The following is a 21,713-nucleotide window of genomic DNA, read 5'->3' on the forward strand; positions in this document are numbered from 1 at the left end:
CCCCCTTCTCGGGCCCTCCCGCCGGACCCTGTTCAGGAACAACCCCGCCGCCGCACGGGACATGCCCGCGCGGAGGCGCCTTCGATGTGCTGCCTTGTGTTGCCGGAACCGTCCCTATCGGGACGGGCCGGGCTCCCCCGAGGAACCGGCCTTCCGCAGTGCTTCGATCTCCTTGGCGAAGTCGTCCAGCGACTCGAAGCTCCGGTAGACCGAGGCGAATCGCAGATAGGCGACCTCGTCGAGTTCGCCGAGCGGCCCCAGGATGGCGAGGCCGATCTCGTGCGAGGGGATTTCCGCGGATCCGGACGATCTGATCGCCTCTTCGACCCGCTGTCCCAGCTTCGCGAGCGCATCCTCGTCGACCGGGCGGCCCTGGCAGGCCCTGCGCACCCCGGCGATGATCTTTTCCCGGGAGAACGGCTCGGTGACCCCGCTGCGCTTGGCCACCATCACGAGCACATTCTCCTGTGTCGTGAATCGCTTGCCGCATTCCGCGCACGACCGGCGCCGCCGAATGGCGCCGCCGTCGTCGGTGGAACGGCTGTCGATCACTTTGGTGTCAGGGTTGCGACAGAACGGGCAGTGCACGCTCGATTCCTCCCCTGACGTAAACGAGTTACACCGATGCGAGCGCCATATATAGGGAATTACATCGATGTGACTACTAGATGTTGTGGTCCAACCGTACGGCTCGGCGCAGGCGTTCGCAACCTGATCCGGTGCCCCGCGCGTCACATCCGCCACGTCCGCGCAGGTCACCACGCGGCCCGCCGATTTTCCCCCGGGCGTGTCGGCGCGCGGAGCCCGCCTCGGCCACGAATCCCCTGGTCGGACGGGTCGCCGGCGGCGCGCATCGCCCGGCCCGGAGTGCGGAGGACACGGGGGCGACGGCCCGTGGAGAGCCGTCAGCCGGCCGGGAGAAGGATCTCCTGGCCCGGCCGGACGGTCGGGTCGCCGCCGAGGCCGTTGAGGTCCATGATGCGCTGGACGGTGCGGCGCGGGTCGGCGCCGGGGTCGGCGGCCGACGCGATGCCCCAGAGCGTCTCGCCGGGCTCGACGACGACCGTCCTGGCAGGACGGGCCGGGTCGTCGTGGCCTTCGGCGGAGCCGGCGAAGGCGCCGGGGCCCACCGTGAGCCAGAGGGCGACGAGGGTGAGGGTGGCGGCGAAGGCGACCAGGACGGCGCGGCCGCGGCGGGTCAGGCGGATCGGGGGACGGTCACTGTGCGGTGAACCGGGCATCTCTCCCTCCTCGGCGTCGAATGAATTTTCGATCGAACGCCTGTACGATGTTCTACCAGGGGGCGGCCACAAAAAGCGAGTACATCTTCGAACAATTGTTTGATCATTAGCCCGGGACGCGATAGCGTTCTATGACAAGGAGTGACCGATCGAGGCGCCCGGGAGGCGACTAGCGATGAGCAAGGTCCGGGAGCTGCCCGACGGGCCGATGGACGAGACGGGCCTGACCCAGCGGCAGCGCATGGTGCTGGAGGTGATCCGCGACTCGGTCCAGCGCCGCGGGTACCCGCCGTCGATGCGCGAGATCGGCGAGGCGGTGGGGCTGACCAGCACCTCCAGTGTGTCCCACCAGCTCCGGTCGCTCCAGCGCAAGGGCTTCCTGCGGCGCGACCCGAACCGGCCGCGCGCGGTCGAGGTGCGGGTGCCGGGTGCGACGCCGGTGCGCACCGACGAGGAGTCCTTCGAGGCGGCGGGGGGCCAGCCGTCCTCGGCGCAGCCCGCGCCCGCCTACGTGCCGCTCGTCGGCCGGATCGCCGCCGGTGGCCCGATCCTCGCCGAGGAGGCCGTCGAGGACGTCTTCACGCTGCCCAAGCAGCTCGTCGGCGAGGGCACGCACTTCCTGCTGAAGGTCACCGGTGACTCGATGATCGAGGCCGCGATCGCGGACGGCGACTGGGTGGTCGTGCGGCAGCAGCCGGTGGCCGAGCAGGGCGACATCGTCGCGGCGATGATCGACGGCGAGGCCACGGTGAAGACCTTCAAGCGCCGCGACGGCCATATCTGGCTGATGCCGCAGAACTCCGCCTACGAGCCGATCCCCGGCGACGAGGCGTCGGTCCTGGGCCGCGTCGTGGCGGTCCTCCGCAAGATGTAGCTCGCGCATGCTGAAACGGCCGCCGGACGAGGTCCGGCGGCCGTTTCAGCATGCTCTGAGCGGGGGCCGGCCCGCTGACCGCCGTCCACCGCGACCGGCCGCCCCTGAGACGATCAGGGCGGCCGACGCGGTGGGGCGTCCGGCGGTCAGCGCTTGGGCACGATGTTGACGATCTTTGGAGCGCGGACGATGATCTTGAGGATCTCGGCGCCGCCCAGCGCGTCCTGGATCTTGGGCGAGGCCAGCGCCCTGCGCTCCAGTTCCTCCCCGGCGATGGTGGGCGCGACCTCCAGGCGGTCGCGGACCTTGCCGGCGATCTGGACCACGCAGGTGACCGACTCCTCCACCAGCAGGGCCGGGTCGGCCGAGGGCCAGCCCGCGCGGATCACCGGGGCGGTGCGGCCCAGCAGCTCCCACGCCTCGTCGGCGGTGTAGGGCGCGAACAGCGACAGCAGGATCACGATCGTCTCGGCGGCCTCGCGGACGGCCGGGTCGGCCGCGCCGGGGCCCGAGTCGATGGCCTTGCGGGTCGCCGTGACCAGCTCCATGATCCGCGCGATCGCGACGTTGAACCGCTCGGTCTCGACCAGGGTGGTGGCCTCGTCGACGGTGCGGGCCGTCACGCGGCGCAGGGCCGTGTCGCCGGAGGCGACGTCGACGCCGGGCGCGGACGTCACCTCGGCGGCGATGCGGTGGACGCGGGACAGGAACTTCGACATGCCGTGCGGCGAGACGTCCGCCCAGTCGATGTCGTCCTCGGGCGGGCCGGAGAACAGGATCGCCAGCCGGACGACGTCCACGCCGAACTCGCCGATCTGCTCGCCCAGGTCGACGCCGTTGCCGAGGGACTTCGACATCGCCTTGCCCTGGTTGATCACCTGGCCCTGGTTCAGCAGCCGGCGGAACGGCTCGGTGAACTCGACCATGCCCATGTCGTACAGGACCTTGGTGAAGAACCGGCTGTACAGCAGGTGCAGGATGGCGTGCTCGACGCCGCCCGTGTACTGGTCGACGGGCATCCAGCGGCGGACCCGCTCGACGTCGAACGGGCCGTCCTCGTAGCCCGGCGAGCAGTAGCGGAAGTAGTACCAGGACGAGTCGACGAACGTGTCCATGGTGTCGGTGTCGCGCTTGGCGGCGCCGCCGCACTTGGGGCAGTCGGTGTCGACCCAGTCGGACGCGGCGGCCAGCGGCGAGGTCCCCTTCGGGGCCAGGTCGGCGCCGCGCAGGCCCTCGGGCAGCGTCACCGGCAGCTGGTCGTCCGGGACGGGGACCTCCCCGCAGGACGGGCAGTGGACGATCGGGATCGGGCAGCCCCAGAACCGCTGCCGGGACACCAGCCAGTCGCGCAGCCGGAAGTTGACGGCGGCGCGGCCGGTGCCGCGCTCCTCCAGGATCTCGGTGATGCGGGCGATGCCGTCGGCCTTGGTCAGCCCGTCGATCGGGCCGGAGTTGACGATCGCGCCGTCGCCGGGGGTGGCGACGCCCGTCGCGGCGGGGTCCTCCAGCCCGGTCTCGACGACGACGCGGACGGGCAGGCCGAACTTCAGCGCGAAGTCCAGGTCGCGCTGGTCGTGCGCCGGGACGGCCATGATCGCGCCGTGCCCGTACTCGGCCAGCACGTAGTCGGACGCCCAGACCGGCAGCCGCTCGCCGTTGACCGGATTGACCGCGTATCGGCCCAGGAACACGCCGGTCTTCTCGCGCTCGGTGGACAGCCGCTCGATCTCGCTCTCCCGCGAGACCTCCTCGCGGTAGGCCTCGAACTCGGCGCGGTGGCTCGGATGGCAGATCTCCTCGGCCAGCGCGGCGTCGGCCGCGACGACCATGAACGTGGCGCCGAACAGGGTGTCGGGACGGGTGGTGTAGACGGTGACGGGCTCGTCGCGTCCCTCGACGACGAAGTCGACGTCGGCGCCGGTGGAGCGGCCGATCCAGTTGCGCTGCATCAGCAGGACGCGCTCGGGCCACTTGCCCTCCAGCTGCGCCATGTCGTCCAGCAGCCGGTCGGCGTATTCGGTGATCTTGAAGTACCACTGGGTCAGCACGCGCTTCTCGACCAGCGCGCCGCAGCGCTCGCAGTGCCCGCCGACCACCTGCTCGTTGGCCAGAACGGTCTGGTCCTTCGGGCACCAGTTGACGTGCCCGCCCTTGCGGTAGGCCAGGCCCCGCTCGTAGAAGCGCAGGAACAGCCACTGCGTCCACTTGTAGTAATCGGGGTCCGAGGTGTGCAGGCGCCGCGACCAGTCGAACGACGGGGCGTACCGCTGGAAGGAGGACGCCTGCGTCTCGATGTTCGCGTACGTCCATTCGGCGGGATGCGAGTCGCGCGCGATGGCGGCGTTCTCGGCGGGCAGGCCGAAGGAGTCCCAGCCGATGGGGTGCAGGACGTTGTAGCCGCGCTGATGCCAGTAGCGCGCGGGAACGTCGCCGATGGCGAACGCCTCCGCGTGACCCATGTGCAGGTCACCGCTCGGGTAGGGGAACATGTCCAGCGCGTAGCGCCGCTCGGCGCCGGTGTCCTTCTCATCGGCCGCGAACGGGTCGAGCTCCGCCCAGCGGGCCTGCCACTTGTCCTGAACCGCCCGTGGGTCGTATTGCTCGTCGCTGCTCACGCTTACAGACTCCGCTTCCTGCTACAGGGGCCTTGGCCGTCCGCCGACATGAAACGGCCCCTCGCAAGGAGGGGCCACCACGCTGACGTCAGTCCGTCAACGTGGTCGTTCGAGGAGCAGCCTGGCTGACATACAGCAAGAGTAGCGCAACCGCAAGCCCTCCCGCCGGTGGTCAACCGCCCTGACGCGTGCACGGTCCGTGCCGGGGATGCGCTGGAAAGCCGAAACAGCACGTCAAAGCGCCGGAAAAGATGGCCTTCGGACGGTCCCGTACAGCAGGATGTGCGGAACCGTTCATAGACTCGGCGGTAACTAACCGTTCGGTCACCTTTCGCGCGAGGAGTGCCATGCTCAACCTGTCCGTGCTGCTGGAGGACGCCGCCAGAGAGACGCCCGACCGGGAGGCGGTCGTGTTCGGCGACCTGCGGCTCTCCTACGCGTTCATCGACTCGGTCGCGAACCAGGTCGCGAACCTGCTGCGGTCGCGCGGCATCGGACCGGGCGACAAGGTGGCGCTGTCCAGCCCGAACCTGCCCTACTTCCCGATGGTGTACTTCGGGGTCCTGAAGGCGGGCGCCGTGGTCGTCCCGCTGAACGTCCTGCTCAAGCCGCGCGAGATCGCCTACCACCTCGGCGACTCCGACGCGAAGGCCTTCTTCTGCTTCGAGGGGACGCCGGAGCTGCCGCTCGGCGAGATGGGGTACGCCGGCTTCGAGCAGGCGGACGGTTGCGAGCACTACTTCCTGCTGCCCGCCGACCCGGCGGCGGCCGAGTCCCCGATCGCGGGCGCGGAGCTGTTCTGGGCCGCGCTGGCCGGGCAGCCGGGCACGTTCGACACCGCCCGGACCGGCCCGGACGACACCGCCGTGATCATCTACACGAGCGGGACGACGGGCCAGCCCAAGGGCGCGGAGCTCACGCACAGCAACCTGCTGTCCAACGCCATGGTGGACGACACGCTGTTCTACCGGACGCTGCACGACACCTCGCTGGTGACGCTGCCGCTGTTCCACATCTTCGGGCAGACGTGCGTGATGAACGTCGGCTTCTACCGCCGCGCGACGCTGGTCATGCAGCCGCGGTTCGAGGCCGAGCAGGCCGTGGCGCTGATGGTGAAGGAGAAGGTGAACATCTTCGCCGGCGTCCCGACGATGTACTGGGGGCTGCTGACCGACGACACCTCCGCCGCGGACGTCGCCGAGATCAAGAAGAACCTGCGGGTCGCGGTGTCGGGCGGTTCGGCGCTGCCGATGGAGGTCCTCAAGGGGATCAAGAGCAAGTTCGACGTGGACGTCCTGGAGGGCTACGGCCTGTCGGAGACGTCGCCGGTGGCCTCGTTCAACCGCCCGGACCGTCCGACCAAGCCCGGCTCGATCGGCCTGCCCGTGTGGGGTGTGGAGATGAAGCTGATCGACGACGACTGGAAGGAGATCGAGGGCGAAGGTCCCGGGGAGATCGCCATCCGCGGGCACAACATCATGAGGGGCTACTACAACCGGCCCGAGGAGACCGAGGCGTCCATCCGGGACGGCTGGTTCCGCACCGGTGACGTGGCCCGCCGCGACGAGGACGGCTACTACTACATCATCGACCGCTCCAAGGACATGATCATCCGGGGCGGGTACAACGTGTACCCGCGCGAGCTGGAGGAGGTCCTGATGACGCACCCGGACGTGTCGCTCGCCGCGGTCGTGGGCGTCGAGCACCCCTCGCACGGCGAGGAGATCAAGGCGTACGTGATCCGCAAGCCCGGCGCCGCCGTGACCGAGGACGAGCTGGTCGCCTGGGGCAAGGAGCAGTTCGCCAACTACAAGTACCCGCGGATCGTCGAGTTCCGCGACGAGCTGCCGATGACCGCCACCGGCAAGATCCTCAAGCGCGAGCTGCGCTAGCGGGCGCCTCCCAGGGCCTCAGCGCACGCTGAGGTCCTGGGTCCCGACGACGCGCAGCAGCCTCATCGCCTCGTGGGACGGGGTGCCGGGCGCGGTCGTGTACAGGACGACCCGCTGGTCGCGTTCCGGGACGTACAGGACGTCGCAGTGCAGTTCCATCTTCCCGACGACCGGATGCAGCATGGTCTTGCGGCCGCCGCGCCTGATCCCGACCTCGCCCTCGTCCCAGAGCCGGGCGAACAGCGCGCTGCGGGCGGACACCTCGGCGACCAGTTCGGCGATGCCGGGGTCGCCGGGGTAGCGGCCCGCCGAGGCGCGCAGGTCCGCCACCGACTCGCGCGCGAGCTGCTCGACGTACTCGTCTTCGGCGAACCGCCCGATGGCGGGCCCGGTGAACAGCCAGCGGATGACGTTGCGCTCGCGCGGCGCCATGGCGGCGAAGTCGGTCATGAGCGCCGCGGCCAGCGGGTTCCACGCGAGGATGTCGTGGCGGGCGTTCAGCACGTAGGCGGGGGTGTCGTCCAGCCGTCCGAGCAGGTGCAGGATGCCGGGCGGGACGTCCTGTGAAGGCGCGTTGGGCGGTTCCGGAGGTTCGCCTGCGAGGTGGTACAGGTGGCGACGCTCGTCATCGGTCAGCCTCAGCGCGCGCGCCAGCGCGCCGAGGATCTGCCTGGACGGACGGGGGCCGCGTCCCTGTTCCAGCCGGATGTAGTAGTCCACCGACATCCCGGCCAGCTGGGCGGTCTCCTCGCGGCGCAACCCGGGCGTGCGGCGCCGCGTGCCCGCGGGGAGCCCGACGTCCGCGGGCTGGATCCGCGCCCGGCGCGAGCGCAGGAACGACGCCATTTCCTGCCTGTCCATGACTTCCAGCATGTCCGACGCGGCGCGGCCGCCGCCAGGCGCACGGGTGGTACCGCCGATCCCAGCCTCGGCCGGTCTCTCCTCACCGCGGCAGGCGCCGAACAGGCTGGAGGCATGACTGCACAGATCGCGCTCATCACCGGAGCCAACAAGGGCATCGGCTTCGAGACGGCACGGATCCTCGGCCTGGACGGGATGATCGTCCTGGTCGGGGCTCGTTCGGCCGCTCTCGGGGAGAAGGCCGCCGCCGCGCTGGCCGAGGAGGGGATCGACGCCCGGTTCGTCCATTTGGACGTCACCGACGCGGTGTCCGTCCAGGCCGCCGCCGACCGGATCGAGGACGAGCTCGGGCGCCTGGACGTCCTGGTCAACAACGCGGGGATCACGCCGACCGACGCGTCCGATCCCGCGTCCTCTCCCCCGCCGAGCCGGGTCTCGCCCGGCCTCGTCCGGGCGGCGTTCGAGACGAACGTGCTCGGGGTCGTCGCCGTCACCAACGCGATGCTCCCGCTCCTGCGCCGCTCCCCCGCCGGGCGGATCGTCAACGTCTCCAGCAGCCTCGGCTCGCTGACGCGGACGACCGATCCGTCCGCCTCGCCCTCCCTGCCGAACCTGCTGCCCTACAACACGTCCAAGACGGCGCTGAACGCGGTGACCGTCGCCTACGCCAGGGAACTCGCCGGCACCCCGATCAAGGTGAACTCGGTGGCGCCCGGATTCTGCGCCACCGACCTGAACGGGCACACCGGGACCAGGACGCCGGCGCAGGGCGCGGCGGTGGTCGCCGGGGCGGCCGTCCTCGGCGGCGACGGCCCGACGGGCGCGTACCTCTCCGAGGACGGCCGCGTTCCCTGGTAGAGCGTTACTTTCAGGGCGTTCCCTGCTAGAGCGGCCCGGGGTGGATCAGAACGTGTACGGCAGGCGCTTGATCCCGTTGATGAAGTTGGACTCGAGCCGGTCGGGCTCGGCGGAGGCGCGGATGTCCGGTGTGCGGCGCAGCAGCTCGCGGAACATCACGGTGATCTCGCGCCGGGCCAGGTGGGCGCCGAGGCAGAAGTGCGGCCCGGGCCCGCCGAACCCGACGTGCGGGTTCGGGTCGCGCAGGATGTCGAACTTCTCCGGGTCGGTGAAGACGGACTCGTCGCGGTTGGCCGACCAGTAGTAGAGGACGAGCTTGTCGCCCTCCTTGATCTCGTGCTCGTTGAGCGTGGTGTCGCGGGTCGCGGTGCGGCGCATCCAGATGACCGGCGACACGTACCGGACGATCTCCTCGATCGCGCCCGCGATGCGGCCGTCGAAGTCCGCGGTGAGCAGCGCCCGCTGGTCGGGGTGGCGGGTGAACAGGTCGAGGCCGTGCGCGATCGCGTTGCGGGTGGTCTCGTTGCCGGCGACGACCAGCAGGATGAAGAAGGAGCCGAGTTCCTGGTCGGTGAGCGACTCGCCGTCCACGTTGGCGTTCACCAGCGCGGACGTCAGGTCGTCGGTGGGGTTCTCCCGGCGCTGCCGGCCGAGGTCCTCGACCAGGCCCTTGAGCGTCTCGCCCGCGTTGAGCAGCGCCAGCGCCATCTCCTCGGCGCTGCCGGAGGGGACGAACTCGGCGTCGTTCCCGGCGAGGATGACGTTCGTGGAGTCGAGGACGGTCGGGAAGTGCTCCTCGCCGATCCCCATCATGTCGCAGATGATCTTCAGGGGGAGCCGGGCCGCGACGTCGGCGACGAAGTCGCCGGTGCCGCGGCCGCTCGCCATGTTCTCGACGATCTGGCCGGCGACGTCCTCGACCTTGTCCTCGAACCGCTGGATCATCCGCGGCGAGAACGCGCGGGACACGATCCGCCGGATCTTGGCGTGCCGGGGGTCGTCCATGTTGATCATCGACCCGAAGAACTCGTGCATGTCGCCGGGCATGTCCGGGATGCTGATGGCGCCCCTGCCGGAGCAGAAGTCCTGCGGGCGGCGGGATGCCTCGACGACGTCGGCGTGCCGGGTCAGCGCGAAGTAGCCGGGCCCCTGCGGCATGATGACGATGTCGGGTTCCTCGAAATGCACCAGCTCCGGGTGCCGGCGCAGGGCCTTGAACGCCTCTTGCCGGTACTCGTGCGGCCGCCGCCAGAACTCCCAGTCCGTCAGGTTGATGTCCTCGACCTTGAGCACGCGCCCACCACCTCGTCACTTTCCGAACCTGATTCGGTTTACAGGCAGCCTCTCAGAGTAAAGCCGGGAGCGCGAACCGATCCGCGCGGTGACCCGCCTCACATTAGCCGCACCGGACCCCGATCACCCTGGGACCCGACATTCCGCTCATATCCGAGCCACCCGACTGCCCGGCCCGCCCGGCCGCCCGGTAGCGTGCGCCGCTAACCGAGGAGGCGGACATGAGTGACATCACGACCGGATCGGTCACGGCGAACGGGCTCGACTTCGGATACCTCACGGCCGGGCCCGCGGACGGCCCCCTGGCGCTGCTCCTGCACGGCTTCCCCGACTCGCCGCACACCTGGCGGCATCTCATGCCCGAACTCGCCGCGGCCGGATACCGCACCGTGGCGCCGTTCATGCGCGGTTACGCACCCACGTCCGTCCCGGCGGACGGCGCCTTCCAGACCGGCGCCCTCGCCGCCGACGCCGTCGCCCTGCACGAGGCCCTCGGCGGCGGCTCCGACGCCGTCGTCATCGGCCACGACTGGGGCGCCTTCACCACCTACGGCGCCGCGAACGTCGCACCCGGCCGGTGGCGCAAGGTCGTCGCGATGTCCGTACCGCCGGTATCGGTGATGGCGACCGCGTTCTTCGACTACGAGCAGCTCAAGCGCTCGTTCTACATCTTCGTCTTCCAGACGCCGTTGGCGGAGATGGCGCTGGACCGCGCGTTCGTCGAGGGCCTCTGGCGCGACTGGTCGCCGGCGGACGGCCGCGACCACGCGGTGGACGTCGACCACGTCATGGACTGCCTCGCCACGCCCGCCAACGTCGAGGCGGCGATCGGCTACTACCGCGCCATGCTCGACCCGTCCCGGCTCATCGCCCGCTACGCGTCCGAGCAGCAGGCCGCCTCCGCCATCGGCGAGCTGCCCGTCCTCTACCTGCACGGCGCCGACGACGGCTGCCTGGGGACCGACGTCGTCGACCTGGACGCCGTCCGGGCCGCGCTCCCTCCCGGTTCGCACGCCGAGATCGTGCCCGGCGCCGGCCACTTCCTCCAGCTCGACCGGCCCGAAGACGTGAACCGGAAGATCCTCGACTGGCTGTCCTGATCAGGGCGGCTCGCCGAACGCGGGGACCTGGGCCGGGGAGAGGTCCGTCCGGATGCGGATGAAGCGGACGGCGTGCCGCCACCGGCCGCCCTCCACGGCCGCGTCCCCGCTGAACTCCACGACGACCTCCGGCTCGGTCCGCACATAGCGGATCGGCGGATGCGCCCCGTACGGCCCGCCGGCGAACCCGGCGGGCAGTTCGGGCGGCCACGGATGGTCCGGCTCGGCGTGCCGCAGGACGGCGGCGAGTCCGGTGCGGGCGGCGGGCGCCAGCGGCGTCGTCCGCGCGATGACGCGGAGCCGGCCCCCGGCGTCGTAGCGGCCGAGGATCAGCGACTCCGGCGCCTGCCGCGTGCCGGTCACCCCGCCGACGACCGCCTCGGTGGTGATGCGCCGCTTCACCTTCCACCAGCGGCGCCGCCCCTCCAGGTAGGGGCCGTCCGCGTCCTTCACGACCAGGCCCTCGATGCCCTGGGCGGCCAGGGCGTCGAACCACAACCGCGCCTCCTCGACGTCGGCCGTCTGCGGAGTGCCGATCACCCGCGCGCCGGGCGGTGCGGCCCCGAGCAGGGCCTCCAGGACGAGACGGCGTTCGCGCAGCGGTCTCGGGCGCAGGTCGGCGCCGTCGGATTCGAGGACGTCGAACACGATGTAGTGGCAGGGCTCGGCCCGGGCGAGTTCGCTCCGGCGGCGTCCCGCGACGTTCCGGCGTTGCAGGGCGCCGAAGTCGAGGCGCCCGTCCGGCCCCCAGCGGACGATCTCTCCGTCAACGACCGTGCCGGACGCCAGCCGCTCGCCGACGGCCGTCACGATCTCGGGGAAGGCGTCGTTGAACCGGACCCGGCGGCGCGACCACAGGTCCACGGTCCCGGTCTCGTCCACCATCGCGACCGCGCGGAACCCGTCGAACTTCGGCTCGTACCGGCAGCCGCCCGGGCACGCCTGCGGCGGCGGGACGCGGTCGATCGTCGTGGCCAGCATCGGCTTGACCGGGGACCGGATGTGCATGGCCTCCGTCCCCCGAGCTCGCTGGTCGTGATCACGGCCTACCCATGCTGACCTGCGGCGATATCGGGACAGGACGAATGTTGACCGGTGCCAGGTCAGTTCGAGAAGCGCCGGATGAGGACGGCGAGGCGCGAGTCGTGCTGCTCGCGGGGCAGCCGTCCGTTGCGCATCAGGGTGACCAGGCCGTGCATCGCGCTCCAGAACGTCTCCGTGAGCACCTCGATGTCGTCCTCGCCGGCGAAGGGCCGGACGGTCTCGCGCAGCTCGCCGAACGCCTCGTGCAGCGGGGCGGGCGCTTCGGGGGTCGCGAACGGCAGGTCGACGGCGTTGGTGAACATCGCGTCGTAGAGGGCGGGCCGGCGATCGGCGAATCCCGCGTAGCACGCGGCGACGTTCGCGACCCCTTCGGCGGGATCCGCGGACTTGGCGCGCGCCTCGCGGAGTTCCGCCGCGAGTTCGGCGCACCCCTCGACCGCGACCGCCGCCATGATGGCGTCCATGCCCTTGAAGTGGCTGTAGAGGACGGGCTGGCTGTACTCGATCTCCGCGGCGAGCCGCCGCGTCGTCACCGCGTCCCATCCCTCGGCTTCGGCCAGTTCCCGCGCGGCGGTGATGATCAACCGCTCCCGCTCGGCCCGCTCACGCTCCCGGCGCGACTGGATCGACATGACAGTGATTCTAGCATCGCTAGCGAACATGCCAACGCTATGCTAGCGTCGTTCCCGTTCCTAGCACTGCTAGCACCGGAGGACCCCGTGCTCACCGTCACCGCCTATGCCCTGGCCACCGTGCTCGCCCTGTTCGTCGCCTTCATCGGCGCGCGGTTCCTGATCTCGCCGCAGGCGTCGGCCGCCGGCTACGGCGTCCCGGCCAAGCCGGAGGGCGACGCGGCCTACCTGGAGATCAAGGGCCTGCGCGACCTGACGTTCGGCCTCCTCGGCCTCGCCCTGATCGCCTTCGCCGGCGCGCACGCCGCGGGCTGGTACATGCTGGTCGTCGCGTTGGCGCCCCTCGGAGACACGCTCATCGTCCTGCGGCACGGCGGCACCAAGGCCGTCGCCTTCGGCATCCACTTCGCCACCGCCGTGACCGTCCTCGTCAGCGCCGCGCTCCTCTTCGCCGTCTGACGCGAGCCACCGAACGTCGTGAACCAGGAGTCACCATGTCGCTCATCTCGCCCGGCTTCGACGAGTCCGTGATCGTTCGTTCCGCCGAAGCGGAAGTGATCGGCCGGTCGCCCACCACCATCCGCTTGCTGGCCGACAGCAGTTCGACCGGTGGGGCGCTGTCCACGCAACGGGTCACGCTGAACGGCGGCGCGGACGGGGCCAAGCCGCACCGCCACGACGGCTCTGCCGAGCTGTTCTACATGCTGGACGGCACCGCGCAGCTGCTGTCGGGCGAGCAGGTCGTCACGGCCGGACGCGGCGACCTCGTCATCGTCCCGCCGGGCCTCGCCCACGCCTTCGCCGCCGCGCCCGGCGAGGACGCCGACATCCTCATCGTCATCACCCCGGGCGTCGAACGTTTCGAGTACTTCCGGCACCTGGAGCGCATCGCCTACGGGAAGGTGCCGCCCGAAAGCCTCCTGGACGTCCAGGAGCTGTACGACACCTACTTCCTCGGCAGCCCGGCCTGGGACGAAGCCAGGGCGTGAGAACGGCGACGAGCCGACCGGAACATCCGGTCGGCTCGTCTTCGTCGCGGGAGCGGTTCCGCCGTCACGAACCCCAGTCGGGACGCAGCGGCATGTGGCTCGCGCCGTCGTCGTCCACCTTGACGCCGAGCGTCTGGTGCAGCTGGATCCAGTTCTGGTTGAACCCGAGAACGCAGCCCGCCATGTAGACGCGCCACACGCGGGCGATGCCCTCGCCGACCTCGGCGACGGCCTCGTCCCAGTGCTCGTCGAGGTTCTCGCACCAGGCGGTCAGCGTGCGCGCGTAATGCTCACGCAGGTTCTCCTGGTGCCGGATCTCGAATCCCGCGTCGTTCATCTGCATCTGGACGTAGCCGGGCCCCTCCAGCTCGCCGTCCGGGAACACGTACCGGTTGATGAACCCGTTCTCCTTGCGGGACGGGGCCGTGTTGTCCGGACGCGTGATGGTGTGGTTCAGCATCCGCCCGCCCTTGCGCAGCTTCCCGTACAGGAACGAGAAGTACGACGGGAGGTTCGCCTTGCCGATGTGCTCGGTGAGCCCGATGGAGCTGATCGCGTCGAAGCCGGTCTCGGTGACGTCCCGGTAGTCCATGTGCCGGACCTCCGCGAGGTCGGACAGGCCCCGGTCGGCGATCGCCTTCTGCGCCCACTCGGCCTGCTGCTTGGACAGCGTGACGCCGATCGCCTTGACGCCGTACTCCTTCGCGGCGTGCATCACCATGCCGCCCCAGCCGCAGCCGACGTCCAGCAGCCGCATCCCCGGCTTCAGCGCGATCTTCTTCGCGACCAGGTCGTGCTTGGCGAACTGCGCCTCCTCCAGCGTCGCGTCCGCGTGCGGGTAGCACGCGCACGTGTACGCCATGGAAGGGCCGAGCACCCACTCGTAGAAGGTGTTGGACACGTCGTAGTGGTGCGAGATGGCCTTCGCGTCCCGCCGCTTGGAGTGCCGCAGCCACGACGGGATCCGGCTGAACGGCGCCTCCTGCGGCGGCGGGTCCAGCCGGCGCGACACCGCGCCGCGCAGCAGCGGGTCGCCGAGGACCGCGCCGGCGATCCGCGCCTTGTCGCGCGGCGTCACCTCGCCCAGCACCTGCTGCATCGTCGTCAACGCAGTGATCATGTCCCCGTTGACGTCGATCATGCCGGTGACGTAGGCGCGGGCGAGGCCCAGCGCACCCGGCGAGTGCAGCAGGTACGACACCGCGTAGGGCGAGCGCACGTCGAACCGGATGTCGGCGCCGGGCACCCCCGCCCGCGATCCGTCGTACGCCGTGAACTCCACTGGCGCCTCAGCCCCGGCGAGCCGCTCGAAGACCCCGGCCAGCGTCATCTTGTTCCCTCCTGTCTCTCCGCCCGGGCCCGGCCTGCCGGCCGTCGGCCCTCTGGGCTCCCCCGATACCGCGGACGCATGTCAGCGTCCGCGCACGCACTTGTCGTAGAGGTCCAGCAGCCGCTCGCCGGGGTCGTACGTCCCCTTGAGCCGCCGATAGGTCTTCCCGTCGTAGTACCGCCAGAACTCATCGCGGCTGTAGAAAGCAGTCGAGTAGAGGGACTTGTGCCCGTCAAGGGCCGCGACCTTACGCTCGATGAGGCGGTTGTGGTACTCGGGGATCTGGCCGGGCGGGATCCGGACCGTCCCCCAGAAGCCCACGTTCACGTAGGTGCGCCCCACTTCCAGCGGGTACAGCGGCCACCGCTCCTTCGCGCGCAGCGGGCACAGCCAGATGGGGCTCATCCCCACCTTGTCGTGGAAGAACTCCAGGAACTCCGGCAGCCGCTCGACGGGGACCTCGATGTCCTGGATGACGTCCTCGCGCGGGCGCAGGCCACGCCACCGCTCCGCGCGCGCGACGAGATGGTACCGGCGGTCGTAGGCGACGAGCTTGCGGTACACGTCGGAACGCTTGTACTTGTCCGGCCACAGCCGCCGGACGGCCGGGTTCTGCACGCCGAACGCGCCCGAGCACCAGAACCAGTCGGTGTCCCAGCGCCAGATGTAGTCGCGGATCGTGAGGAAGTCGACCGAGCGCTCCTGGATCGACCGGTAGTAGATCTGCCGGCCGGTGTAGTCGGACGTGTACGGCACCGAGTCGGCGAAGAAGCCGAGGGTGATGTACTGCTCGCCGGCGCTGAAGACCGTCCCGTCCATGAAGTCGACGGACTCGCCCTCGAACGTGCCCGACTCGGTGATCTCGCCCATCGTCTTGGCCAGCTCCACGGCGTCGGTGAACCGGAGATGCCGGAGCCGGACGTAGGGGCTGACCGGCCGCAGCTCGATCTTCAGCCGCAGCGTGTAGCCGAGCGTCCCGTAGGAGTTCGGGAACCCGCGGAACAGGTCGGCGTGCTCGTTGTCGCGCGTCGCCGTGACGATCTCGCCGTTCCCGGTGAGGACCTCCATCTCCAGGACGCCCTCGTGCGGCAGGCCGTCCCGGAACGACGTCGACTCGATGCCGAGCCCCGTCACCGCCCCGCCCAGCGTGATCGTCTTCAGCTGCGGGACGACCGTCGGCATCAGCCCGTGCGGCAGCGTGGCGTCGACGAGGTCCTCGTAGGTCGTCATGCCCTGGACCTGCGCCGTCCGCTCGTCGGCGGCGACGCTCAGCACCTTGTCGAACCCGGACACGTCCAGGCCCGGCGCATCCGAAGGGTCGCGCCACCGGAACAGGTTCGAGGTCCGCTTCGCCAGCCGCACCGGCGTGCCCGCCGGGATCGCCTCGTAGGATCTTCTGAGCGCGTCAACCGCCCGCTGGTGGTCGCCCTTGACCGCAAGCTCCGTCATCTACCCCTCCTGGACACACAGTTAATCGATCATCCCATGCATGGTCCACATAATTCGGACGTTGCAGGCGTCACAGGTAGGGAGGGGAATAAAGCCACGAGCGTATACATCGGCGTCGTTTCGTCTCCTGGAGGCGACAGAACCGCTACAGGGCGGCCACGTCAACATTTCCCCGGAGGCGCATGCCGACAAACCCTGGTCACCTCACCAGGCGCAGGATCCACGGGTAGCGGAACGTCTGGCCGGTCAGCGCGAACACCGCCGCGACCGCCGACAGCACCCACGCGACCGCGTACACGACCCCGCCGACACCGAACGTGACGATCGTGAGCAGCAGCAACGTCAGCTGGAAGTTCAGCGCCTCCGCCGCCTGCCGCCGGACGTACTCCGACCGCTTGCCGCTCAGCAGCATCAGCACGAGCGGCCCCACGAAGAGCGTCGGGACCGCCACCGCGTGCGCCGCCGCGGCGAGCATCCGGTCCTCTCCCGTCGGCGGCTCGCCCTCCCAGGCGACCTTCTGGCCCGGCACGGGCACGAGGTCATGCGTGACGGCCCCCAGGTCGCGCCGTGTCCTGGCCGTCATCGCCAGTTGCACGCGCATGTCGAACTCGTCCTCGTCGAGCCGCCCCTCGGCGTACGCGTCCTGAAGACGCTGGATGACCGGTTCGCGCTCGGCGTCCGAGACCCTCAGATCCCCGCTGGTGTCCATACCTCCATGCTGAGCACCGGCGCCTCCCCGGACCATCAGGGAAGACCCTGAGTCGCCCCTGAATCGTCGCCCGGGCGCATCGTCCTTCCTGTCTGGCCGTACTCCCTCCCGGGGACGAGCCTCCCGCCGTACAGCTCCGACACGGTCACGAACACGTACCCCTCGGAGGCCAGCCGGTCGACGATCCGCGGGACGGCCTTCACCGTCGTCGGATGGATGTCATGCATGAGCACGACATAACCGGGCTTCACCGACTTCAGCACGCGTTTCTCGACGTACTCGCTGTCACGGTGCGCCCAGTCGAGCGGGTCGACCGTCCACAGCACCTGCGCCATGCCCATCGTCCGCGAGATCTTCGCCAGCTGCTTCGACGTCGACCCGTACGGCGGCCGGAGCAGGACCGGCGTGACCCCGACCGCCCGCCGGATGGCGTCCTGCGTGCGCGTCAGCTCCGACAGAACCGTCTTCTTGGACGCGCTCCCGAGATCGGCGTGCGTGTAGCTGTGGTCGCCGAGCTCGTGCCCGGCCGCATGCTCGCGCCGGACGAGCTCGGCAAGCTGCACGACGTTCTCCCCCACCAGGAAGAACGTCGCCTTGACATGGCGTGCCGCGAGGATGTCGAGCAGTTCCCCGGTGCTCGCGGCCGGACCGTCGTCGAACGTCAACGCCAGGCACTTGACCCGCGAGCAGTCCGGCGGCGGTTTCCGCTCGGGCTTGGGCCGGGGTTTCGGCTTGGGCTTGCCCTTCGGCCGCTCGGGCGCCGGCCTGGGCGCGGCGACCAGCGCCACCTGCCCGGCTCCCGGGGTCAACGTGCTCAATCCCCCGAAAACCGCACCCGCGAGGACGGCCGCAGCCCCCCGCCGGACGAGGTTCAGCCCGTCCATGAACACCCCCGCTGCCGTTCCCCCAAGGCCCCGCCAGTCTAGGGCTCAGGCCCCTGCCGGTCGGGGATGCCGCCGCTGTGTCGGGAACCGGCGCGCCCTAGATGTCGTTATCGTCGTACACCGGCAACCACACCAGACGACGGGGTGACCGATGAGGTTCCGAGACCGATTCGGGATCCGCAAGAATCGCGGGTCCACGGTGACGACACTCGACCGCGAGGCGACCGCCACCGACATCGAGGCGCTGATCGCGTTCGCGCGGTCCCGCCGCGGCGTCGAGTTCTTCGTCGAGCCGGAGACCTTCGCCACCGACACCACCGCCGTCGCCATCGCCCACGACGGCGAATGGACCCGCCGCCGCGTGGGCTCCCCCAAGGTCATCGGCAAGGTCGCCCGCGACCTCGGGCTTCCGGTCTACGACGTCCAGATTGTCGGCTACCCGCCCCGGATGCGCGAGTGGAACGCCCGCAACCCCGGCCGCCGGATCGACCCGGGCACCCCCGGCGAAGCCGTAGCCCCCTGACACGTGTAGGCCGGGGGGACCCCTGCCCCTGTAGGCCGAGGTAACCCGTAACACCTGTAGGCCGGGGTAACCCGCAAGCCCTGTACCCGTGCCCAGCGTTTGTGGCGTGCACGGGTAGTGCGGGACGTCTCATGGACGCCGCACCCATGACGTGGGCGCGAGTGTCAGCGCGCTCGCTCCCGTTGGGCTAGCCGACTGCCCGTCGCGCTAGCCGGCTTTTCGGTGGCGGTCGTAGGCGGCGGCAAGTTGGTCGGACGTCATGCGCAGGCGGAGTTGGGACGGCGGGATGCCGGCGTTGATCACCTCGCAGAGTATGAGGGCCATGGAGTAGGCCGGGTCGGCGTCCAGGGCGCGTTGGAGGGCCACGTTGGCGAGGCCGCCGTCGCCCGCGGAGTAGGCGGCGAAGGCCAGGAGGGACGCGGGCGCGGGGGCGCGGGGCTCTTCGACCCGGCGGAGGATGTCGCGCCAGAAGGCGATGTCGGCGGCCGGAGCCTCCTCGTCTATGCGGATCCATGCCTCGTCGCGGAGGCGCAGGTCGGCGAGGAGGACGCCGAGCCAGGCGACCTCGTCGTCGGTGGGCCTGACGCCGGTTCTGGCGTGGGTGAGCAGGACGAGGAGGAAGGCGAGGTCTTCCTCCACGGTGGTGGGCGAGGGGTCGCGGGCGAGGTGGCGGCGTTCGGCTCGGGCGGTGGCCTGGCGCATGGCGGCGCGGACGGGGTCGTCGAGCGGCTGGACGGAGCGGACGAGTTCGGCGCGGTCGGCCAGGGCGACGTGACCGGCGTAGGTGGCCTGGGCGGCGAGGGCGCTGGCGGAGATGTCGTACGGGGTGCCTTCGGGCGGGCAGCACTCGCGGTCGCAGGTGAGCGACCACCAGCGGCCGTCGGCGACGCGGATCGCCTCGGCGACGGGAACGCCCGCGGAGGCGAGCGCCTCGCGCATCGGGGCGGCGGACTCCCGGACCTCGGCGGCGGGACCGTAGCCGAGCAGGAGGGAGCGGGCGAAGCCGTTGCCGGCGAGGAGGGCGGCGACCCGCCCCGCCGCGTCGGCGGCCGGTAAGTCGAGCCGGACCGCGCATGTGCCGTGGTCTCTCCCCTCGAAGCCGATCACGACGAGGCTGCGCGACGGGTGGAACCCCAGCAGGTAGGGGACGGCGGCGATGGCGTCCTGGGCGGTGCGGATCACGAGAGGTGCCATGACGTCGACACTCGCAGGTCCGCGGCCTCCCGGCCGGGTCCCCGTCACATGTGGATAACTCCGTGCCGGGACGCGGGTGTCCCTCGCTGACGGTAGCGTTGGGCGGCGTGCCCGCCCCTGATCTGCTGACCGCCAGCGATACCCAGATTCCGGACATGGCGACCTTGCTCGCCGCAGCCGTCACGTCCATCGGAGGTGCCGAGCGCCCGGGACAGGTCGAGATGGCGCGGGCGGTGGAGACGGCGATCGAGTCCGGGGAGCATCTCGCCGCGCAGGCCGGCACCGGGACCGGAAAGTCGCTGGCCTATCTCGTCCCGGCGATCCGGTACGCGGTGGAGAAGCAGACGACGGTGGTCGTGTCGACCGCGACGATCGCGTTGCAACGGCAGCTCGTCGACCGTGACCTGCCCCGCCTGGCGGAGGCTCTCGAGCCGCTGCTCGGGACGGAGCTGAAGTTCGCCATCCTGAAGGGGCGCCGCAACTACCTGTGCCTGCACCGGGTCCAGACGGGCGTGCCCGAGGAGGAGGACGGGCCGAGCCTTTTCGACCCGCAGCAGCTCTCCTCGCTGGGACGACAGGTCAAGCGCCTGAACGAGTGGGCGGAGAAGACCCGGACCGGCGACCGGGACGAGCTGGTCCCGGGCGTGAACGAGCAGGCGTGGCGGCAGGTGGCCGTCACGGCGAAGGAGTGCCTGGGCGCGCAGCGGTGCCCGCAGGGAACGGAGTGCTTCGCCGAGCTGGCCCGGGCGGAGGCCGGTGAGGCGCACATCGTGGTCACCAACCACGCGTTGCTCGCCATCGACGCCCTGGAGGAGTTCCAAGTCCTGCCGGAGCACGATGTCGTCATCGTGGACGAGGCGCATGAGCTGGTCGACCGGGTCACGTCGGTCGCCACAGGAGATCTGAGTGCGGGCGGGGTCGAGACCGCCGCACGGCGTTGCGGGCGGCTGATGGAGGAGGCCGTCGCAGACCGGTTGAAGGAGGCCGCCGAAGGGCTCGGCATTCTGCTCGAGGATCTGCCCCAAGGGCGGATGGACGTCCTCTCGTCCGCTCTGGGCACCACCCTCGCGGTCGTCCGGGATGCCGCGCACGCGTGCGTCACGGCGCTCGGGCCAGAGAAGAAGGACGCGGATCCCGGTGACGCGTCCGCCCGCAAGGCCGCACGGTCGTCGCTGGAGGAGCTGCACGACACGGCCGTCCGGATGCTGGACGCGTTCAAGCCCGAGATGGCGCAGCGCTTCGACGTGGTCTGGCTGGAGAAGCCGTTCGTCCAGGACGGGCGCCCGAAGCGTCCGCCGGCGCTGCACGTGGCGCCGATCGGGGTCGGCGGCCTGCTGCGGGCGACCCTGTTCGAGCAGCGCACCGCGATCCTGACGTCGGCGACGCTCACGCTGGGCGGGTCGTTCGAGCCGCTCGCGCGCCAGTGGGGCCTGCCGCCGCTGGACGAGGGCGGGTCGCGGGACGCGAAGACCGCCGCCGAGGGGCTCGCCCGGACCGCGACGGAGAAGGGCGAGGAGACCGAGGTCGTGTGGTCCGGGCTGGACGCGGGCTCGCCGTTCGACCACCGCAAGGCCGGCATCCTCTACGTCGCGCGCCATCTGCCCCAGCCCGGACGGGACGGTCTCGCCGACGCCTACCTCACCGAGATCACCGAGCTGATCGAGGCGGCCGGCGGCCGGACGCTCGGCCTGTTCTCCTCGATGCGGGCCGCGCGGCAGGCCGCCGACGAGCTGAAGGACCACCTGTCCCACCCGCTGCTCTGCCAGGGCGAGGACTCCACGTCGCTGCTGGTCAAGCAGTTCGCCGAGGACGAGCGGACCTGCCTGTTCGGCACCCTGTCGCTCTGGCAGGGCGTGGACGTCCCCGGCCCGTCGCTGCGGCTCGTCATCATGGACCGCATCCCGTTCCCGCGCCCGGACGACCCGGTCTCGTCGGCGCGGTCGCGCGCGGTCGCGGCGCGCGGCGGCAACGGCTTCATGGCGGTCGCCGCCACGCACGCCGCGCTGCTCCTCGCGCAGGGCGCCGGACGCCTGCTGCGGTCGATGGACGACCGCGGCGTCGTCGCCGTCCTCGACCCGCGCCTCGCCACGGCCCGCTACGGCGGCTTCCTCAAGAGCTCGCTGCCGCCGTTCTGGGCCACGACCGACCCGGACGTGGTCCGCGGCGCCCTCCGCCGCCTCGACGCCGCCGCGGAGGGTGACTCAGCGGGTGACTCAGCGGGGTGA

General features: G+C 70.7%; 20 protein-coding genes. 8 read left to right on the top strand and 12 right to left on the bottom strand.

Features of this window, described 5'->3' with window-relative positions; genetic code table 11:
- Positions 1–114 precede the first annotated feature (114 nt).
- The gene (nrdR, locus tag SM418_RS06065) at positions 115–588 is read right to left on the bottom strand and encodes a transcriptional regulator NrdR (RefSeq protein ID WP_067636063.1); all 474 of its coding nucleotides are present in this window, start codon (positions 586–588) and stop codon (positions 115–117) included.
- Between the two features lie 317 nt (positions 589–905).
- Positions 906–1,241 (bottom strand): LysM peptidoglycan-binding domain-containing protein, encoded by a 336-nt coding sequence (locus SM418_RS06070; RefSeq protein WP_371939612.1) that lies wholly within the window; start codon positions 1,239–1,241, stop codon positions 906–908.
- Between the two features lie 175 nt (positions 1,242–1,416).
- On the opposite strand from SM418_RS06070, the gene lexA reads away from it, so the two are divergent.
- Complete coding sequence (gene lexA / locus SM418_RS06075) at positions 1,417–2,115, top strand: transcriptional repressor LexA (RefSeq protein ID WP_371939614.1); 699 nt, start codon at positions 1,417–1,419, stop codon at positions 2,113–2,115.
- A 146-nt stretch (positions 2,116–2,261) separates the two neighbouring features.
- Here the strand turns inward: lexA and leuS are convergent, their stop codons facing one another.
- Positions 2,262–4,730, bottom strand: coding sequence for a leucine--tRNA ligase (gene leuS, locus SM418_RS06080; RefSeq protein ID WP_371939615.1), 2,469 nt, complete (start codon positions 4,728–4,730; stop codon positions 2,262–2,264).
- A 347-nt stretch (positions 4,731–5,077) separates the two neighbouring features.
- Between leuS and SM418_RS06085 the strand changes: the two genes are divergently transcribed.
- A complete protein-coding gene (locus SM418_RS06085; RefSeq protein WP_371939616.1) occupies positions 5,078–6,622 on the top strand; it encodes a long-chain-fatty-acid--CoA ligase in 1,545 nt (514 codons plus the stop codon).
- A gap of 18 nt (positions 6,623–6,640) precedes the next feature.
- Here the strand turns inward: SM418_RS06085 and SM418_RS06090 are convergent, their stop codons facing one another.
- On the bottom strand, positions 6,641–7,483 hold the full coding sequence (locus SM418_RS06090; RefSeq protein ID WP_371939617.1) for a helix-turn-helix transcriptional regulator: 843 nt from the start codon (positions 7,481–7,483) through the stop codon (positions 6,641–6,643).
- A 114-nt stretch (positions 7,484–7,597) separates the two neighbouring features.
- Here SM418_RS06090 and SM418_RS06095 point away from each other — a divergent pair, with 114 nt between their 5' ends.
- Positions 7,598–8,341, top strand: coding sequence for an SDR family NAD(P)-dependent oxidoreductase (locus SM418_RS06095; RefSeq protein WP_371939619.1), 744 nt, complete (start codon positions 7,598–7,600; stop codon positions 8,339–8,341).
- Positions 8,342–8,386: 45 nt separating this feature from the next.
- On the opposite strand, the gene SM418_RS06100 is transcribed toward SM418_RS06095, so the two are convergent.
- Positions 8,387–9,634 (bottom strand): cytochrome P450, encoded by a 1,248-nt coding sequence (locus tag SM418_RS06100; RefSeq protein WP_371939620.1) that lies wholly within the window; start codon positions 9,632–9,634, stop codon positions 8,387–8,389.
- 221 nt (positions 9,635–9,855) lie between these two features.
- Here SM418_RS06100 and SM418_RS06105 point away from each other — a divergent pair, with 221 nt between their 5' ends.
- Positions 9,856–10,734: an alpha/beta fold hydrolase gene (locus SM418_RS06105; protein ID WP_371939622.1), complete on the top strand. Its 879-nt coding sequence runs from the start codon at positions 9,856–9,858 to the stop codon at positions 10,732–10,734.
- On the opposite strand, the gene SM418_RS06110 is transcribed toward SM418_RS06105, so the two are convergent.
- Both SM418_RS06110 and SM418_RS06115 read right to left on the bottom strand, forming a co-directional pair.
- Positions 10,735–11,742 (bottom strand): ATP-dependent DNA ligase, encoded by a 1,008-nt coding sequence (locus tag SM418_RS06110; RefSeq protein ID WP_371939624.1) that lies wholly within the window; start codon positions 11,740–11,742, stop codon positions 10,735–10,737.
- A gap of 95 nt (positions 11,743–11,837) precedes the next feature.
- Positions 11,838–12,410, bottom strand: coding sequence for a TetR/AcrR family transcriptional regulator (locus tag SM418_RS06115; RefSeq protein WP_371939625.1), 573 nt, complete (start codon positions 12,408–12,410; stop codon positions 11,838–11,840).
- Between the two features lie 87 nt (positions 12,411–12,497).
- Here SM418_RS06115 and SM418_RS06120 point away from each other — a divergent pair, with 87 nt between their 5' ends.
- A complete protein-coding gene (locus tag SM418_RS06120; protein ID WP_371939626.1) occupies positions 12,498–12,869 on the top strand; it encodes a DUF4267 domain-containing protein in 372 nt (123 codons plus the stop codon).
- A 35-nt stretch (positions 12,870–12,904) separates the two neighbouring features.
- Positions 12,905–13,399 (top strand): cupin domain-containing protein, encoded by a 495-nt coding sequence (locus SM418_RS06125; RefSeq protein ID WP_371939627.1) that lies wholly within the window; start codon positions 12,905–12,907, stop codon positions 13,397–13,399.
- A 64-nt stretch (positions 13,400–13,463) separates the two neighbouring features.
- On the opposite strand, the gene SM418_RS06130 is transcribed toward SM418_RS06125, so the two are convergent.
- The 4 genes from SM418_RS06130 to SM418_RS06145 form a co-directional block, all read right to left on the bottom strand.
- A complete protein-coding gene (locus SM418_RS06130; RefSeq protein ID WP_371939628.1) occupies positions 13,464–14,729 on the bottom strand; it encodes a class I SAM-dependent methyltransferase in 1,266 nt (421 codons plus the stop codon).
- A gap of 81 nt (positions 14,730–14,810) precedes the next feature.
- Positions 14,811–16,178: an FAD-binding oxidoreductase gene (locus SM418_RS06135; RefSeq protein ID WP_371939630.1), complete on the bottom strand. Its 1,368-nt coding sequence runs from the start codon at positions 16,176–16,178 to the stop codon at positions 14,811–14,813.
- A gap of 199 nt (positions 16,179–16,377) precedes the next feature.
- Complete coding sequence (locus SM418_RS06140) at positions 16,378–16,887, bottom strand: DUF1707 and DUF4870 domain-containing protein (RefSeq protein ID WP_371939632.1); 510 nt, start codon at positions 16,885–16,887, stop codon at positions 16,378–16,380.
- 35 nt (positions 16,888–16,922) lie between these two features.
- Positions 16,923–17,696: a polysaccharide deacetylase family protein gene (locus tag SM418_RS06145; protein ID WP_371939633.1), complete on the bottom strand. Its 774-nt coding sequence runs from the start codon at positions 17,694–17,696 to the stop codon at positions 16,923–16,925.
- A 226-nt stretch (positions 17,697–17,922) separates the two neighbouring features.
- On the opposite strand from SM418_RS06145, the gene SM418_RS06150 reads away from it, so the two are divergent.
- Positions 17,923–18,294 (top strand): hypothetical protein, encoded by a 372-nt coding sequence (locus tag SM418_RS06150; RefSeq protein ID WP_371939634.1) that lies wholly within the window; start codon positions 17,923–17,925, stop codon positions 18,292–18,294.
- Positions 18,295–18,501: 207 nt separating this feature from the next.
- Here SM418_RS06150 and SM418_RS06155 read toward each other — a convergent pair whose 3' ends face one another.
- Positions 18,502–19,488: a DUF4192 domain-containing protein gene (locus SM418_RS06155; RefSeq protein ID WP_371939635.1), complete on the bottom strand. Its 987-nt coding sequence runs from the start codon at positions 19,486–19,488 to the stop codon at positions 18,502–18,504.
- A gap of 155 nt (positions 19,489–19,643) precedes the next feature.
- Here SM418_RS06155 and SM418_RS06160 point away from each other — a divergent pair, with 155 nt between their 5' ends.
- Positions 19,644–21,713, top strand: coding sequence for an ATP-dependent DNA helicase (locus tag SM418_RS06160; protein ID WP_371939677.1), 2,070 nt, complete (start codon positions 19,644–19,646; stop codon positions 21,711–21,713).

It is taken from the genome of Actinomadura chokoriensis, assembly GCF_041463665.1.
GTDB lineage: Bacteria > Actinomycetota > Actinomycetes > Streptosporangiales > Streptosporangiaceae > Spirillospora > Spirillospora chokoriensis_A.

Bases quoted from the DNA above. Each gene is read 5' to 3' on its own strand.
- SM418_RS06150 (WP_371939634.1), top strand. From the start codon at position 17,923: ATGAGGTTCCGAGACCGATTCGGGATCCGCAAGAATCGCGGGTCCACG.
- lexA (WP_371939614.1), top strand. From the start codon at position 1,417: ATGAGCAAGGTCCGGGAGCTGCCCGACGGGCCGATGGACGAGACGGGC.
- SM418_RS06085 (WP_371939616.1), top strand. From the start codon at position 5,078: ATGCTCAACCTGTCCGTGCTGCTGGAGGACGCCGCCAGAGAGACGCCC.
- SM418_RS06125 (WP_371939627.1), top strand. From the start codon at position 12,905: ATGTCGCTCATCTCGCCCGGCTTCGACGAGTCCGTGATCGTTCGTTCC.
- SM418_RS06105 (WP_371939622.1), top strand. From the start codon at position 9,856: ATGAGTGACATCACGACCGGATCGGTCACGGCGAACGGGCTCGACTTC.
- SM418_RS06090 (WP_371939617.1), bottom strand. From the start codon at position 7,483: ATGGACAGGCAGGAAATGGCGTCGTTCCTGCGCTCGCGCCGGGCGCGG.
- SM418_RS06160 (WP_371939677.1), top strand. From the start codon at position 19,644: ATGGCGACCTTGCTCGCCGCAGCCGTCACGTCCATCGGAGGTGCCGAG.
- SM418_RS06070 (WP_371939612.1), bottom strand. From the start codon at position 1,241: ATGCCCGGTTCACCGCACAGTGACCGTCCCCCGATCCGCCTGACCCGC.
- SM418_RS06135 (WP_371939630.1), bottom strand. From the start codon at position 16,178: ATGACGGAGCTTGCGGTCAAGGGCGACCACCAGCGGGCGGTTGACGCG.
- SM418_RS06130 (WP_371939628.1), bottom strand. From the start codon at position 14,729: ATGACGCTGGCCGGGGTCTTCGAGCGGCTCGCCGGGGCTGAGGCGCCA.
- SM418_RS06140 (WP_371939632.1), bottom strand. From the start codon at position 16,887: ATGGACACCAGCGGGGATCTGAGGGTCTCGGACGCCGAGCGCGAACCG.
- SM418_RS06110 (WP_371939624.1), bottom strand. From the start codon at position 11,742: ATGCACATCCGGTCCCCGGTCAAGCCGATGCTGGCCACGACGATCGAC.
- SM418_RS06115 (WP_371939625.1), bottom strand. From the start codon at position 12,410: ATGTCGATCCAGTCGCGCCGGGAGCGTGAGCGGGCCGAGCGGGAGCGG.
- SM418_RS06095 (WP_371939619.1), top strand. From the start codon at position 7,598: ATGACTGCACAGATCGCGCTCATCACCGGAGCCAACAAGGGCATCGGC.
- SM418_RS06155 (WP_371939635.1), bottom strand. From the start codon at position 19,488: ATGGCACCTCTCGTGATCCGCACCGCCCAGGACGCCATCGCCGCCGTC.